The organism is Methanobrevibacter ruminantium M1 (genome assembly GCF_000024185.1).
In the GTDB taxonomy this organism is placed as follows: Archaea; Methanobacteriota; Methanobacteria; order Methanobacteriales; family Methanobacteriaceae; genus Methanobrevibacter; species Methanobrevibacter ruminantium.
Genome location: NC_013790.1, coordinates 57,271 through 73,577, shown reverse-complemented (window position 1 = coordinate 73,577; position 16,307 = coordinate 57,271). Strand labels below are relative to the sequence as shown.

9 protein-coding genes are annotated in these 16,307 nt (G+C 31.7%); 6 read left to right on the top strand and 3 right to left on the bottom strand.

Annotated features, from left to right (window positions below; translation table 11 throughout):
* The first annotated feature begins 876 nt into the window (after nt 1-876).
* On the top strand, nt 877-3,882 hold the full coding sequence (locus MRU_RS00245; RefSeq protein ID WP_012954856.1) for a HEAT repeat domain-containing protein: 3,006 nt from the start codon (nt 877-879) through the stop codon (nt 3,880-3,882).
* Nucleotides 3,883-4,211: 329 nt separating this feature from the next.
* On the opposite strand, the gene MRU_RS00240 is transcribed toward MRU_RS00245, so the two are convergent.
* Nucleotides 4,212-4,946 (bottom strand): DUF389 domain-containing protein, encoded by a 735-nt coding sequence (locus MRU_RS00240; RefSeq protein WP_012954855.1) that lies wholly within the window; start codon nt 4,944-4,946, stop codon nt 4,212-4,214.
* 593 nt (nt 4,947-5,539) lie between these two features.
* On the opposite strand from MRU_RS00240, the gene MRU_RS00235 reads away from it, so the two are divergent.
* From MRU_RS00235 to MRU_RS00225, 3 genes are all read left to right on the top strand, one after another.
* Nucleotides 5,540-7,084, top strand: coding sequence for an MFS transporter (locus MRU_RS00235; protein WP_012954854.1), 1,545 nt, complete (start codon nt 5,540-5,542; stop codon nt 7,082-7,084).
* A 529-nt stretch (nt 7,085-7,613) separates the two neighbouring features.
* Nucleotides 7,614-7,919 (top strand): hypothetical protein, encoded by a 306-nt coding sequence (locus tag MRU_RS00230; RefSeq protein WP_012954853.1) that lies wholly within the window; start codon nt 7,614-7,616, stop codon nt 7,917-7,919.
* A gap of 503 nt (nt 7,920-8,422) precedes the next feature.
* Nucleotides 8,423-9,232, top strand: coding sequence for a LytS/YhcK type 5TM receptor domain-containing protein (locus MRU_RS00225; protein ID WP_012954852.1), 810 nt, complete (start codon nt 8,423-8,425; stop codon nt 9,230-9,232).
* A gap of 245 nt (nt 9,233-9,477) precedes the next feature.
* Here the strand turns inward: MRU_RS00225 and MRU_RS00220 are convergent, their stop codons facing one another.
* The gene (locus MRU_RS00220) at nt 9,478-9,978 is read right to left on the bottom strand and encodes a hypothetical protein (RefSeq protein ID WP_012954851.1); all 501 of its coding nucleotides are present in this window, start codon (nt 9,976-9,978) and stop codon (nt 9,478-9,480) included.
* A gap of 395 nt (nt 9,979-10,373) precedes the next feature.
* Here MRU_RS00220 and MRU_RS00215 point away from each other — a divergent pair, with 395 nt between their 5' ends.
* Nucleotides 10,374-10,667 (top strand): hypothetical protein, encoded by a 294-nt coding sequence (locus tag MRU_RS00215; RefSeq protein WP_012954850.1) that lies wholly within the window; start codon nt 10,374-10,376, stop codon nt 10,665-10,667.
* Nucleotides 10,668-10,816: 149 nt separating this feature from the next.
* Here MRU_RS00215 and MRU_RS00210 read toward each other — a convergent pair whose 3' ends face one another.
* The gene (locus MRU_RS00210) at nt 10,817-13,951 is read right to left on the bottom strand and encodes an SAP domain-containing protein (RefSeq protein WP_012954849.1); all 3,135 of its coding nucleotides are present in this window, start codon (nt 13,949-13,951) and stop codon (nt 10,817-10,819) included.
* 1,104 nt (nt 13,952-15,055) lie between these two features.
* On the opposite strand from MRU_RS00210, the gene MRU_RS00205 reads away from it, so the two are divergent.
* The gene (locus MRU_RS00205; RefSeq protein ID WP_012954848.1) at nt 15,056-16,291 is read left to right on the top strand and encodes an ATP-binding protein; all 1,236 of its coding nucleotides are present in this window, start codon (nt 15,056-15,058) and stop codon (nt 16,289-16,291) included.
* The last annotated feature ends 16 nt before the right edge of the window (nt 16,292-16,307 follow it).

Genomic DNA, 16,307 nt, shown 5'->3' with positions numbered 1-16,307 from the left:
ACTAGTGTTTAGTATAAAAAATATACTAAATAGGGTTTAGTATAAAAAAATATACTAAATAGGGTTTAGTATAAAAAATATACTAAGTATACTAGTATAAAAATTTATACTAACTAGCGTTTAGTATAAAAAAAGTATACTAAATAGGGTTTAGTATAAATAAATATACTAAATTTTCATTTTATTTGCAATCTTATGACCTTTATAATATGATTCTCATAAAGCATTTTATTTAAATATTTTTAAATATGCAAACTTAAATACTCTTTAAATGATAAGTTTACCATATATAACTATTTATTAACCAAAATAATGGTTTAATATGTATAACTATTTATAAAAAGCCCATATATTCAATTAAATTTATATTTAGTGAAAAACAAATGTCTAAATGAAAGATTGGAAGGTAAAAACTCATAGAGTTCAGCCTACAAGTCCTTGTCGCTTGCGACGACTTTCCATAATTATTATGGTCAATTAGGTGGCTGTAGGTTCTGACATTTCTCATACTATTTTTATTATATATTTTCTAATTCCTAAATTGGATTATTGTTTTTATTTATATTAGCAATCCCTATCCCATAGGAAAATTTTAAATAAATTCACCATCACCCCTTAAGAAACCCCATATCAATTGAAGATATTTCAATAATTTTAAAGATTTTTTAAAAAGTTATAAATAAAACTGCCATAAAAATATACTAATAACTATAAAAAGAAATAAATCTTAAAGAAATATTAAAACAAGGGATAAAAAACAATTAATCAATGAAGACTTATAAGTGGGTCTTAAAAATAGCTAAATGAAAAAAAGGTGTTTAAATAGGGCATTATAGATAAAATAAAAAAAGGAATAAGTGAAAAAAAGGTGTTTAAATGGGATTTATAGATAAATTAAAAAAAGGAATAGGCAGAAAAAATAAAGAAAAAAGCTCTAAAAGAGATACCCAAAAGGACACTGGATTGAAGAGGAAATCTCCACCTATTGACAAGGCATCTTTTGATGGTAGCGATGAGGAATACAAATTATTTGAAAGCATAATGTCCTATAGGGACGAGCCAGTCGTCCATAGTATCTTAAGAAAAATAAGTGACGATCGCCTATTGATTGAAATTGGAAAATCCCATCCGTTTCTTGAACTTCGACGTGACGCAATCCTAAAGATAAAACATGCCTCAAGAGAAGACTTGATTGAGCTCTTTGACCTTAACGAGGACAGATGGGGCATCGGATTAAGAAACGCTATCGCAAGCAAGTTCACCAAAGAGCAACTAATGGAAATAAATGATGAAAGGAAATTGAGAGAGATAATACGATATTCAAATGAGGAAAATGCAAATTGCATCTATGACAAGATAAATGATGAGGAGCTTCTCATTGATATCGTATGCCTTACAAGGTATGAAAGCATACGAGACAAGTTTGTGGAAAGATTTAAAAACGATCCAGAAGTGATGAGAAGATGCCTGGAATCCAGCAGAAGCCCTGAGCTTAAGTCTAAAGTAGCCCAATACATAAACAATGACAAGGAACTAAAGAAATACATCCTATCCCAAAATGATTGGAACAACACCGTTGAATATGCCTTAAATGAGATGAAGGATGAGAAAATTGCAAATGAAGCATTATACGAATTCGCCCATAAAGGAAAGAATCAGCTCAACAAGTCAATAGAGTTCATGAGCGATGATGAGACCCTATTGAATATTGCCTTGGAATATTACAATCTGGATTATGACAGATACTACTTTGAGATTGGAATGGCCCTTGATAGAATCAATGACGATAGCCTTTTAGTGGACCTGATGCATAATGAGACTGATGAGACTCTTCGCAGGCTTGCTGCAAAATACATTAAAAGCGAAGAAGCGTTAAAGGAGTTCGTCAATGACCCTAATGAGAACGTGCGCAAAATAGCAATCAGAGCCACCTGCAAAAACAGCCTGGATAAATTTATGGATCTATTCAACAATGATGAAATCATCCTTGACGATCATTTCATATTGGATGGGGACGGCATATATGAAACAATCACCATAAATCGGGACAATGTGACAATTGATGGGAAAAACCATAAGCTTGAATGCATCAACCCTAAAATCGAGCTTAGGATTGAAGCAAACAATTTCAGCATAAAGAATATAGAGACCAATATGCTGATTCGCCTTAATGAAGGCTCCTTAAACATCTCCAATTCCATCATAGACAAGTCCATTGAAATTAATGAGGGGAACTTGACTGGAGAAAACTCCACATTTGACAGAAGAATCAAAAACATTAATGGAAGCTTGAATCTGACAGATTGCAATATTGATCAAATCTTCAATGAATCTTCCCTAAGCCTTAAAGGCTGTATAATAGGCTCCATTAAGAATGATGATTCCTGCAATATAGATAACTGTACAATAAACGAATTCCTATACAACAATGGAAGATGCAAGATTGAAAATTCTAAAGTGGAATCAGCAAGCAGAAATTATAGCAATCCTTATGATGGGGGAGGAGCCATTTCAAATGGGCAGAACGCTTCAATGGAACTTACAAAATGCATATTGGCAAAGAATTCTACCGACAAGAATGGAGGAGTCATTAGGAATATAGGCTCAATAAACCTATATGACTGCATCTTTGAAGACAATAAGGCCGGATTATCCGGCGGAGCCATCTTCAATGAGGGCAGGCTAACAGCTTCAAGGTGCAAGTTTAAAAACAATCTGGTTGAATTTCCGAGATATGGCTCATTTAGCCGCGCAACTGGAAGATATCATTTCATTAAGCATGGAAACTCCATTTTAAACCTGGCATTTATGGATCTCTTCAACTGTCAGTTCATCACTGATAAGATAAATGACGCTCCTGAAATCATTGCCCAATTCGGTAAAGACAGCTATCTCAATATTGAAAACTGTCAATTTTCAACTAATAAAAAGACTTCTGTTGATGCAATAGAGGGAGGATTGAACTTTAATAATGCGAAGTTTAAAGTTTCCTTTGATGATGTTGAAGAAATAAACCTAGCAAATGAGGGTCCTGAAGAAACAGGTTCTATAAATAAAAATCTTAAAGAAACCAGCTCTACAAATGAAGGTCTTAAAGAAAGAAGATCTACAAATAAAGGTCTTAAAGAAACAAGCTCTATAAATAAAGGTGAAGAAACAACAGTAAGCTCTAAAAATGAAGATATAGATGCAGAAAGCATTTTAGAAAACTTCAAGGGCTTTGAATATCTTGATGATTTGATTAACGACGGCTCAAGTGAAATAACCCTTGACTGCAATATCCAAATGCATGAACTGGAGCAGGCATTCTATGAAGGGGGAATAGAAATCTACGAAGACAATCTGACAATTGATGGGCAATACCATACAATCGATGCAAACAATCTCTCTAGAATATTCCATATAACCGGAAATGGCATTGTCATTAAAAACATCAAGTTTAAAAACGGATATTACTATCAGGATTATTTTGATAATTCAAAAGATGGGGGAGGAGTATTATGCATAACCCATAGTGCTTCAGCAAAAATCATAAACTGTGAATTTTCAAATAACGAATCCAGACAATCTGGAGGAGTCGTGAAAAACAATTCAGATTCCTTGGAAATCATAGATTCCAACTTTAGAGACAATAAGGTAATCTATCAAAAAGGAGGATGCATAATCAATAATGCCTCATTGACCTTAAGAAACTGCAGCTTTAAAAATAACTTTTCAAATGCCGGATCATGCGTATTTAACAGTGAAGATTCATCCTTGAAAATATTTGACTGTGAGTTTAACAATAACACTTCAAGGAAGGACTTTGAAGCGGGAGGAGTGAGATTTTCATTGGAGGTGCCTAGCAGCGGCGGAGCAATCGCAAATGAGGGAAGCCTTTAGAGATGGCAAGTTCCAAGGTTTGATGGCAACAGCGGATATGCCATAGTAAATAAGGGCATCTTAAAAGAGGACAATTGTAAATTTAAAAACAATCAGCCAGCCAACATTAATGAGATGGGTAAATAAGTATCCGATGAAAATGAATATGGACATAAAAAGGATGAGTTAATAAATTAATTAAAAACAAAAAATAAAAGATTTAAATTCGAACATTAAAAATAAGTAAAAATAGGTGTTTTATAAAAACACCCTAAAATTAATTTTATATCCGTTACTATAGCACAGGATTAAAGCATATAATAAACCGCAATTACACTAGGAATAGCAAATTAAAATAGTATTCCGTAACTCATTCTCCACTTATGGATTTTCCATTCTTTTTCTGTATACTCCTTCAATTTTGGAATCTTCAATGCACTTAAAATAAGGCTTGATGAGAGGAATATGAAATAGCAGTTAATTAAAAACAAATAACCTGCTCCTAGAAGCATGTCCCATCTTCCGTTTGCAATTGAATAACCGCAGGTACATAGAGGAGGCATAAGGGCTGTTGCAATAGCTACCCCTGGGATAACTGTGCTTACCTTATCTGACCTGGTCTGTCCTATGATTCCTGCAAGTCCTCCGAAGAATGCGATTAACACATCATAAAATGAAGGAGATGTTCTAGCCAATAGCTCTACTGTTGGCTCCTTAACTGGAGAGAGGAAAAAGAAGATGGCTGCTGCAGTTACGCTTATTATAATCTGCATTGCAAATCCGGTTAAATGCTTTCCAAGAAGGGGACGGTCATTGGTCACGCTTGCATAGGCAGAGGCAAGAATGCTTCCCATCAGAGGTGAAATCAGCATGGCACCGATGATTACTGCAGTTGAGCTCATGTTAAGCCCTACAGATGCAATCACCATAGCACATACCAGAACGCGCATGTTTGTTCCTGTGATTTTGCCTCCATCTAAAAGGCGGGAGCGAATCTCTTCATTAGAGGCCGTATCTTCCTTCAAGGAGAACGCTTTTTTTATATGTTCGCTTATTGATTCATCTTGATCATTAGTAGTAGTCATGTTGTCATTTTCCCCCTATCTTTTTTGGAATAAAATTAATAATTATAATCCGTTCTTTTTACTTAAAAGACTTTTTAAATGAGAATTATAATCGTCTTTTACTTAAAAGACTTTTTAAATGAGAATTATAATAGTCTTTCACTAAAAAAATATTCTTCCTAATTATAATAGCCTTTCACTAAAAAAAGACTTTCATTAGAATATTCTTCCTAATTATAATAGCCTTTCACTAAAAAAAGACTTTCATTAGAATATTCTTCCTAATTATAATATTGGCATTCATTATTAATTAAATTAAGTACAATAAGAACTAATCAAGCAAAATGAAAAAGTATTAAAATCCACAAATTCTTCCCTAACTAAAAGAAAATCCTTTAAAAGCTAAATGCCCAATAAAAACAAAGTAAAATTAAAATTATCCTCTTCTACAAATATGCTTTAATAAAACTAAGTATAAATAATAATATAACTAAACCTATTTATGTATATAAACGGATTTTATATATAAATAAAATTATCATATGCATCTAAATAGATTTTTATATAATCATATGCATCTAAATAGATTTTAAAAAATATGGAGAATTGCAAATATGAATGAAACCATTAAGGAGCACTCTTGGATTCCCTTAATCCTTGTTTGTTTTGCTACCTTTATCATAGCTTTGGATACAACATTCATGAACGTCAGCATTTCCTCAGTTGTTGCTGACTTGAACACTGATGTGAGTACCATTCAAACAATCTCATCATTCTATACTCTCATCACTGCCTCATTCATGCTCTTAAGTACCAAGCTTCAGGATATAGTTGGTAAAAAGAAGCTCTTTTTAATCGGTGCTGGAATTTATGGCGTCGGTACCTTGACTGCAGCATTAAGTGCCAATACTCTAATGTTATTTATAGGATGGGCATTGCTGGAAGGTATAGGCGGTGCATTGATGACACCTACTGCAGTTTCCATCATAAGCGGAACCTATCAGGGTGAAAAGCTTACATTCGCCCTTGCAATTGAAAGCGCACTGGTTGCAATTGCAGCAGCTATCGGCCCGCTCTTCGGTGGGGTCGTTACAACATACTTCACTTGGAGATTAGGATTTGCAGTGGAATTTATAATCGTCCTGATCGTATTTGCACTGCAGGGCAAAATACCTTATTTCGAAGCTACAGGATCCAAAAGCGAATTGGACATTACAGGTGCTATAATCTCATTTGTAGGTCTTGTCCTCTTTGTTATGGGTATTTTGATGCTAACTGATGATACCACTTTCAGCATAGCTATAATGGCTGCAGGATTAATTGTTCTAGCACTCTTTGCACTCTTTGAAATCAAAAGAAAAAGAAAAGGCAACGTACCGTTGCTTGATGTTGAATTATTAAAAGACAGAAATCTCCGTGTAGGTACTCTCCTTAGGCTGTTGGTTAACCTTGCAATGGGCGGTGCATTGTTTGCAGTCTCAGTCTATCTGCAAAGCGTATTGGCCTTATCTGCATTCAACACAGGTTTGACCTTGCTTCCAATGACCTTAGGTTTGCTTCTCTTTGCATTGACAGCCCCAAAGCTATCTGCAAAACTGAACCACAAGATCCTCATGTCAATAGGATGTATAATATCAATCATAGGATGTCTTATTTTAAGCCAGCAGTTTACAATGGCGACATCAATGCTTGAGCTAATGCCTGGACTCTTCGTACTTGGAGCAGGACTTGGTTTTGTAATGGCTTTAGGTGTGGACATTGCATTAAGCAATATTCCGCAGGAAGGTCAAAACAATGCATCCGGTATTGTTACAACCGGTCAGACTTTAGGTCAGTCTATGGGTACAGCAATCATTGGTGTAATCCTTATTCTGGGCATCATTGGAGGAATCAGCAATGCAGTTGATACCTATGTGCCGGATCAGTCCGGTAATGCGACATTCGAACACGATGTCTATGAGGGATTCCAATCAATAAGCAGCATAAACGATGTTAAAGCAGAGAACAGCACTATTCAGAATATTGTAAATGTCATTGTTAGAGATTCCATGGCGTTTGTAATGTATGTAACGATGGCTCTGATGGCCATAATCTTTGTCTTGACATTGCGGCTCTCGGATAAGGAGATTAAAAAACCAGATAAACTTAAAAAACAATGAGAGTTTATTCTCTCATTATCTTTTTTTTTTATTTTTAATTAAAATTAAAATTTTTTTACTATTTTTGAATAAAAACTCTTTTTAACTAATTCTAAATAAAAAAAACTTAAATAACTAGTTTAAAAATAATAAAAACTCTTTTTAACTAATTCTAAATAAAAAAAACTTAAATAACTAGTTTAAAAATAATAAAAGCTCTTTTTAGCTAATTCTAAATAAAAAACTTACCATAACTAGTTTAAAAATAATAATAACTCTTTTTAACTAATTCTAAATAAAAAACTTACCATAACTACTTTAAAATAATAAAACTCTTTTTATTAGCTTTTAAAAAATTTCCATTTAACTTAGCAATTAAAAACAGTTATGAGAATAAATATAATTCTGTTAAATCTAAAATAAATAAAAAAAAGGATTAAATCACAGAAATAAGGAACAAAGAAAAAGAAAAACAAAATTATATGATAAAATATATTATAAATAATGAATATAAATTAAGTTAAGTAAACAGGTTAAGAGCGTGGGAAAAATGACTAAAATGGAATTTGATTTAACAGATGAACAAATTGAAAAAGTGAAAGAATTAGAAAAGAGCGGAATTAGTCTTGGAGAAGCTATAGACCTTCTTTTTGAAATAAAAGATGAAGCATTTAATCAAATGGACGAAGTTGACGAAAATATTGAAATTGTCAGCCAAATTACTAAATCAATGAATGGTGAAAAAAAAATAGAGATAATAGAAAAAGCATATCGAAATTATGAAAAAACCCCTGAAATGAAAATCCAAGAGGTTAAACGCAACCTTAGTTGGGGTAGGGATTTCTTTAAATATTAATAGTCAATTTAAACCTAATATTCAATTTCCATAATTTAAAAGCCTAAAAATAAAATTAAAAAACTTAAGAAAAAAACTTAAACGGCTTAAGAAATAAAATTAAAAAGCTAAATAAAACGCGATTAAAAATAAAACTTTAAAAACTAAAGAAAATAAAAATAAATAGAATCAAAAAAGAGACCAAACTTAAACAACTTAAGAATAAAATTAAATCCATATTATATTTTATATACTTAAAAACTAGATAACATGTTAAAAGACAAACTCTCTGGTGATAAAAAGATTATAATATTATTTTCAATATTGTTAATCTTCAATATAGCCCTATTTATTAACTTTTTTGCTTATATGATCCATTGTTCAGCATGTAAAGCATAACAGTCGTCCATGAGATTACTACAATAATATCTGCAATCATAATATTAGGATTTATTTCAACCAGGCTAACAAAACTTAAAGAGCTGACAGACGGATCAGTTTATGAGATAGGCTATCTAATCATTATGGGTTTGTTAAGCCTCACCATTTCCTATTTTAACAAATCCGCAAATGGAGAATCATTATGGGCGCCATTTTTAGAAATGTTTAGAATGCTTTCTGTAGTCTTGATTCTAACATACATAGCCACCAAATCCAAAAGTTTTAAAGTTATAATCAGAGGCCAACAGTCCCGTAAAACCATAATCTGGCAGATTATCATATTTTCCATTCTAGGAATTCTTGCATCATATTGCACTATGGATGTAAATGGAATCCCTGCAAATGCAAGAGGATTGATTGTAATGATATCCGCATTGCTTGGAGGACCATATGTTGGAATACCTGTAGGAATAATAGCCGGAGTCTGGAGATATGGCATGGGAGGCATTACTGCCTTGGCATGTGGCGTTGCAACAATAATGGCTGGAATTGTAGGAAGTCTCGTTTATAGATGGAACGATGGCGAATTCCTAAGGCCATATAAGGCTGCACTTTTAATGCTTCTATATAGCGGCTTTGACATGTTTCTAATAACCATATTAACCCCTCAACCAAAGGGAGTTCTTATTGCTAATGCCCTTTATGCTCCAATGACATTTGGCGCTGTTCTTGGAATCTTACTCTTCACCCTATTTTTAACTGAGAAAAAAGAGGAAGCCGAAAAAAGCGATGAACAAACTGTTTCTGACAATAGGAATACAGACACACAGAATATAAATGAAATCTCACAAGAATTGAATGAATATAAAGATAAAGTTAAAAAGTTAGAACAGAAACTAGAGGAATACGACAAAAAATTTAATCAATTGGAACAGAAATTAAAGGACAAATAAAAAAAAACATCTAATATAGAAAGGATAAAAACAACCAAAAAAACATAAATTAAATTAGTTCGCGAAGGGATTTAATTAATAATGAAGTAGAAGCTTGTTGATTTGATAAATGTCTAAGCATAATTAAAGAAGATAATGAAAGACCTTTAAACCACTTATTTTATGAATCATATATAGAGAGAAAATTAAACATTTTTTATCCTCTCTAAAACCACTTATTTTATGAATCATATATAGAGAGAAAATTAAACATTTTTTATCCTCTCTAATTCATCCTTCAGCTCATCGTTTTCAACTTCAAGCAGGAAATTCTGTTTTTCAAGCTGGATTATCCTCTTATAGTACTTATCATGCAGTTCTATATGGGCTTTTTCAATTCCCCTCCAATAATTGATATCGCTTACCATTTCCAGTTCCTGTTTTTTCTTTAACTCTTCATTTAATTGGATGATTCTATCATGAAGTTGCTTATTTCTCTCCTTTTCTCCCTCACATCTTTCTCCTAAAGATTCTATTAATATATCTTGCAATTTGATTCTATTTTCATAGTTTTCTATCTTCATTTCCATTTCTTCTACATCGTCCATATCTATTTCATCTGCAGAGTCTAAATCCATTTCTTCTACAGAATTCATCCCTATTTCATCTTGAGAGCCAATTTTAATTTCTTCTACAGAATCCCTCCCTATTTCTTCTACAGAACTCATTTCCACTTCATCTATCATTTTATTTTCTTCTTGAGACATATACACCCTCCAATAAAAATTCTTTTTGTAAGACATAATTATATAATTACTTATATATAAATATTTTTAAAAAATAAGGAATATATACTCTTTAAATTAAAAATTAACCATATATAACTATTTATAAACTAATTAGTTTACTATATATAACCATTTATAAAAATAAGAATAATTAATCAATTTTCAATGATTAAAAAAAATATTAGTTTTAAACCTATAGAACGGTTTACTATATATAACTATTTATAAATTACTCTACAATTTGGACTTATTTTTTACCATATTAAACTATATATAAACCATTAGCCAAATAACGAATTTTTCATAGAGAAAACTATAAATACTATCCATTACAAAGTAATTTGTACCAACCGAAAAAGGAGGTGAGAAAAAAGATGCTAAAAATCGATGAATTTAGAATGGAAATGGAAGAGCCTAAAAGGATCTATACAGAAGAACTAAAGAAATTCGCTAAAAAATACGATTTTCTAGGGGATTTTACCATAGTGGAAGAGCGAGACATTGATACTGCAGATTATTTCTTTTGTTTCAATAATCTAAATGGAACAAGCGATGAAACTCTATATTCCACACGTGATGAAATCTATGATCATATGATTAAATTTTGCGAAGATAATGGAATCGATGAATTTAGCAAAAATGCATACATCTTTTATAAGAGCGATTAAATGGAGATGAAATATAAGCATTTAAAGCAATTAATAAGTAAAATAAGATAAAAATTAGAAAAAATATTATCAGATGTTTAAAAATAAATAAAATTGAAAAAAAGTAATAATAATAGTGAAATATAATCCACTATTATTTAATTAAAAACTCATTCATCACCAGATTCCAAAAGAGCATTCTCCATAAATGAGCTTATGAACTGATTCAAGAACTGAGATAAGTCAAATCCATTCATATCAAACATTTCCAACATCTCTGAAATGTCAAATCCAGATAGCTCAATGCTTTCTAATAAAGGAGATATGTCAAAGTTCTCAGCGTCAAAGCTGGCAATCAATCCATCAAAGTCAAGGTCATCCACATTTATATTGAATAGCTTCATGACAGCACCAGAGGCAGACATGATAAACTCAGAACTGCATACAACACCAATAAGATCAGACAGCTTGATTGCAGATAAGTCATAGGCAGACAAATCTATGCCGAAAGCAGCAAGGTCAATGCCTGTTGAATCAATGAGTCCAGTCAAGTCAAGGGTGATTGCATCGAAGCATGAAATATCCAAGTTTTCAAACATGCCATCGAAATCAAAGCCTAAATTATCAAATAGCTCTACAATAGCGGAAATATCCACACCTCCTAAATTAAGACTGGATAACAATGCAGTCATATCAAAGTTGTCGCCGTCAAAGATAGCTATAAGACCAGACAAGTCAAGCTCTTCTAAGTCAATTCCAAATATCTTCAAGAGAGCAGATAAAGTGTTCATATCTAAATCGAATCCATTTAAGATTCCGATAAGCTCAGAGAGTTTGATTGCAGAAAGGTCATAATCAGATAAGTCAATGCCTAAATCAGCCAAGTCAATGCCTATTGAATCAAGAAGTCCGCTTAAATTAAGCACAATAGCATCTAAGCATGAATAGTCACAGCCTTCAAATACCTTGCCTAAATCGACATCTGAATTGATGAACATGTCGAAAATGGCAGATAAGTCTGTACTGGATAGGTTAAGGCTTTCCAATAAGGTGGATATGTCAAAGTTCTCAGCGTCAAAGTCAGCTATCAATCCTTCCAAGTCAATATTCTCAAAGTCAATGCTTTCGAAGTCAATGCCAGATATCATATCAGACATGTCAAAGTCAAGATTTCCAAATACGCCAATAAGCTCAGATAATTTGATTGAAGATAGGTCATAATCAGATAAGTCAATGCCTAAGGCAGATAAGTCAATCTCTGCTGAATCTAGAAGACCGGTCAAGTCAAGGGTAATAGCATCTAAGCATGACAAGTCACTGTTTTCAAATATGCCAGCCCAATCGAAGTCTGGATTATTGAAGATAGCTAAAATAGCATCAATATCCAAGTCAGATAAGTTAAGGCTTGCAAGCAAAGTAGAGAGATCAAAGTTTTCAGTGTCAAAGCTTGCTATCAATCCTTCCAAGTCAAGATCTCCTATGTCAAGGCCGAATATCTTTAAGAGAGCTGAAATGGTAGACATATCAAATTCAAAACTGTTTAATATGGCAATAATATCAGTTAAGCTAACTGCAGACAAGTCAAATTCAGATAAATCAATAAATGCAGACAAATCAATGCCTAATGAATCAATGAATCCAGTCAAGTCAAGGGTAATTGCATCTAAGCATGAAATATCACAGCCTGCAAATATGGCTCCTAAATCAATATCTGATTTATCTAAGATATCTAAAATAGCAGCAATATCTGTGCTTGATAAATTAAGGCTAGCAAGTAAAGAAGAGATATCAAAGTTCTCTTCGTCAAAGTCAGCTATCAATCCAGAGACGTCAACGTCAGTTAAGTCAAGTGAGAATATGTTTAAGACAGCTGGAATGGCAGACATAACAAACTCAGAATCTCCTACAGCACCGATAAGGTCAGACAATTTGATTGAAGAAATATCATAATCAGACAAGTCAATGCCTAAATCAGATAAATCAATATCTGCTGAATCAAGGAGTCCAGTTAGATTAAGCTCGATTGCGCCTAAACATGAATAGTCACAGTTTGCAACTATGGCACCTAAATCCAATCCTGGAATACCTAAATCTGATGCTCCTTCACTTGCAATGTCTGGATAATATGCCATATTTCTAGTGTAGGCGTCAAGGTCAAATCCTGAACCTAAAAGGGCGCCAAGCTCTAATAAATCAATTTGAGTAAGATCTATAGGAGATATAAGACCTGTAAAGTTAATTAGTGAGTCTGAATCCTTAGAGTTAAAGTTTACTCCAGTGATTTCCATCATTGGGAACAAGGCATCAAATGAATTTAAACCAACTGCATCCATAGCGCTCAAGCCAATAAGGACATTGAAGCTGTTTGTATCTGGAATATGTTCAAGTGATACACCTATGTCCTCCATATAAATGACAACATCATCAAAGTTTGTGTAATGGAAATCTGATATTGCTATGGATAAGTCAAGGTCTGATAATTGCAAATCAGAGAGCACTAGATTTAGACTTAAATCAGATAATTTTACCCTATAGTCTTTGTTTAGTAGGTCTAATGCAGGCAAATTAACTGATATGGCAATGCTTTGTCCATCCACTCCTATTGCCATATTGAAATCAAGGTTTTCAAAGTTAAAGCTTGTGTTATAAAAATTAGGATAAATGAAATCGTCTATATCAATACCTATTTCTACACCCCTATCTGGGAAAGACTTGAATGCGAAATCAAGGCCCTTTAGGATTATATTATTCAAATCAGTCATTATGTCCAAGCCTTTCAAAGCCGCTTTAAACTCAAGACTATCATCAGTAGGAATAAGATTTAAATCAAGGTCTTTAAATCTAAAGATAGTGCTTTCAAAGTCACTATAGGCGACTTCTGGAATATTCATTGTCAGATTAAGAGTTGGATCTGCATTTATTATTGACATGGTAGAATCTGACATGCTTAAACCGTTTTGAATGAAAGCTTCACCGTTTATGCAAATTTTACCATCGGCAAATTCTATATCTTTAATTGATAAATCGTCATAGCTTAGTCCATACAGAGCAAGTATGGAGCTTAATGCTTCCTCAGTATCTGGGAAAGTCAAATCCACTGGAGCTTTTTCTTCAGCTTCTACAATTTCTGCTTCAACAGTTTCTTCTTTAACTTCTTCTTTAACTTCTTCAACGGCCTCTTCACTTGCTTCAGCATTTAAGATAGGCAAAACCCTTTCAACAAGATCTGGCTTTCTTCCTGAAACCTTTAAGCCGTTTTCCTTTAAAATGTATTTTAGTTCTGCAACTGTATATTTTTCAGACACCTCTTCAGCAGTTAATGGCTTACTGCCTGATTTGGCATCTTCTTTTTTAGTTTTTTCTTTTTAGCCAAAAGAACATCCCCATAAAATGATTATTTTAAGAAATTTTATAAAATTTCACTTAACTTTCAAGTTAAGTTCCGACACATTTAGTGTTATAATATATAATTTATATTTTCTATATAATAATTTTTTTCAAATTTTTTTAATTTTTCTAAACAATGTTTAAATGTTAAGTGACTGAAGTATTAAGTGACTTAACAAATTGTTATTTTATTGAACAAAACCATATTTTATTATTTTTTTTGTTTAATAAAAAACGAACATCCTAATAAACACTTTGAAAAATCAAAGCATATGATTAAAATGTGTTTTTTTAAGACATTCTAAGGAAGAATTTTTAGGTGAAAACAATTGAATATATTTTTAAATAAAATTAATTTAAACCTATAGAACGGTTTACCATATATAACTATTTATAAATTTCTCTGCAATTTGGACTTATTTTTTACCATATTAAATTATATATAAACCATTAGCCAAATAACGAATTTTTAATAGAGAAACTATATATACTATCCATTACAAAGTAGTTTCTACAAAATAAAAAATATGAAAAAAAAATTGTAAAATCAATTCAATTGGTAAAAATATATAGAATCTGTTTCAATTGATAATCAATAATAGATTAAAAATTAAATTGTTCCTCTTAATCACAATAAGTGAAATAGCTGATTAGTATCTTTATCCTAGAAAATCCATTAAAAATGCTTCATTTTAAACAAATTTATAGGCTAATGGAGAATTAATATATTAGAGAAAGTTTTCTAATCATTAGAACTAGTGATAATTGATAGGAAATATTAAATAATAATAAAGAAAAAATTATAATTAAGAAATTTTTCCATCTACAAACGAATTTTTCTAAAATATTAAAAAATTTTCTATCTGTAAAAGAATTTTTCTAAAATATTAAAAAATTTTCTATCTGTAAAAGAATTTTTCTAAAATATTAAAAAATTTCCTATCTACAAACGAATTTAATTAACAAAAATCCAAGATACAAAAGAAAAATTAGAAAGAACATTTTAAAGTGAGTTGAGAATAATGCCAAGCAAAATAATCAAACGTGAAGCTTACATTCGTGATTTAAAAGATTATGTTAACACTGATTTTGTTAAAGTATATATAGGAATTAGAAGGTCCGGCAAAACTAGTTTAATGCATAATATCATAGACGAACTTAAAAGAGATGGCGTAAATGATGAAAATATAATATTCATGTCCTTTGAATCAAGAGAATATATCCACATCAACAACAGCGAGCAATTAGATGAACTCGTCTATAAGAAAGTTGAAAATCTTGAAGGCAAAATATATCTATTTTTTGACGAAATCCAGCAAGTAAAGGGATGGGAAAAATCCATTAATAGCTATAGGGTTTCCATTGACAGTGACATATACATTACAGGGTCTAATTCAAAATTATTGTCTGGTGAACTGGCAACACTATTGACTGGAAGATATCTCACAATCCATGTTTATCCATTCTCATTTAAAGAGTTTTTACAATATAAAAATGAAATTGAGGGTGTTGAAATAACTAAGTATTCAATTGATGAATTATATGAGGAATACTTCAACTTTGGAGGCATGCCTGGTATTCTCTCATTAGGCAGTGATGAGTTTAAAAGATTGGCTCTGAAAGACATTTATAATTCAATATTATTTGAAGATGTGGTTTCACGATTTAATATTAGCAATATTGACCTACTACAACGTTTCTCTCGCTATATGATTAGTAGCACTGGAGAAATATTCTCATCTAAAAGCATAAAAAACTATTTAAAAAGCAATGATATCTATACTTCAGAAGACACATTGCTCAAATATAATGAATACTTAAAACAATCCTTCTTCATTTCAAAATGCAAATGTTTCCATCTAAAAGGAAAAAAAGAAATGAAAATCCTTGGAAAATATTATTTAACCGATCATGGCTTTCATCATGCATTAATCGAAGATAATATATTGAAAGTAACTAAAATATTAGAAAACATTGTTTATGTAGAACTATTAAGAAGAGGATACAAAGTAAATGTTGGCAGAAATGAGGATAAAACAGAAGTAGATTTTGTATGTGAAAAATCTGGCAAATATAAATATATTCAAGTCTCCTATAGATTGACAAGCGAGCAAACTCTAAATCGTGAAATTAATCCATTATTAAGAATACCTGATAAATACGAGTCAATATTGATAACAACAGAAAATCATGATTTTTCAAAAGACGGAGTAAGGCATCTAAACATTGTTGATTTTTTATGTGGTGATGATGTATAATTAGCTATGTGCGCAT

What these genes read in the sequence shown, in the direction of transcription:
- MRU_RS00240 (WP_012954855.1), bottom strand. Translation starts at nt 4,946, where the DNA reads ATGACTACTACTAATGATCAAGATGAATCAATAAGCGAACATATAAAA.
- MRU_RS00215 (WP_012954850.1), top strand. Translation starts at nt 10,374, where the DNA reads ATGCTAAAAATCGATGAATTTAGAATGGAAATGGAAGAGCCTAAAAGG.
- MRU_RS00245 (WP_012954856.1), top strand. Translation starts at nt 877, where the DNA reads ATGGGATTTATAGATAAATTAAAAAAAGGAATAGGCAGAAAAAATAAA.
- MRU_RS00235 (WP_012954854.1), top strand. Translation starts at nt 5,540, where the DNA reads ATGAATGAAACCATTAAGGAGCACTCTTGGATTCCCTTAATCCTTGTT.
- MRU_RS00230 (WP_012954853.1), top strand. Translation starts at nt 7,614, where the DNA reads ATGACTAAAATGGAATTTGATTTAACAGATGAACAAATTGAAAAAGTG.
- MRU_RS00205 (WP_012954848.1), top strand. Translation starts at nt 15,056, where the DNA reads ATGCCAAGCAAAATAATCAAACGTGAAGCTTACATTCGTGATTTAAAA.
- MRU_RS00220 (WP_012954851.1), bottom strand. Translation starts at nt 9,978, where the DNA reads ATGTCTCAAGAAGAAAATAAAATGATAGATGAAGTGGAAATGAGTTCT.
- MRU_RS00225 (WP_012954852.1), top strand. Translation starts at nt 8,423, where the DNA reads ATGGGTTTGTTAAGCCTCACCATTTCCTATTTTAACAAATCCGCAAAT.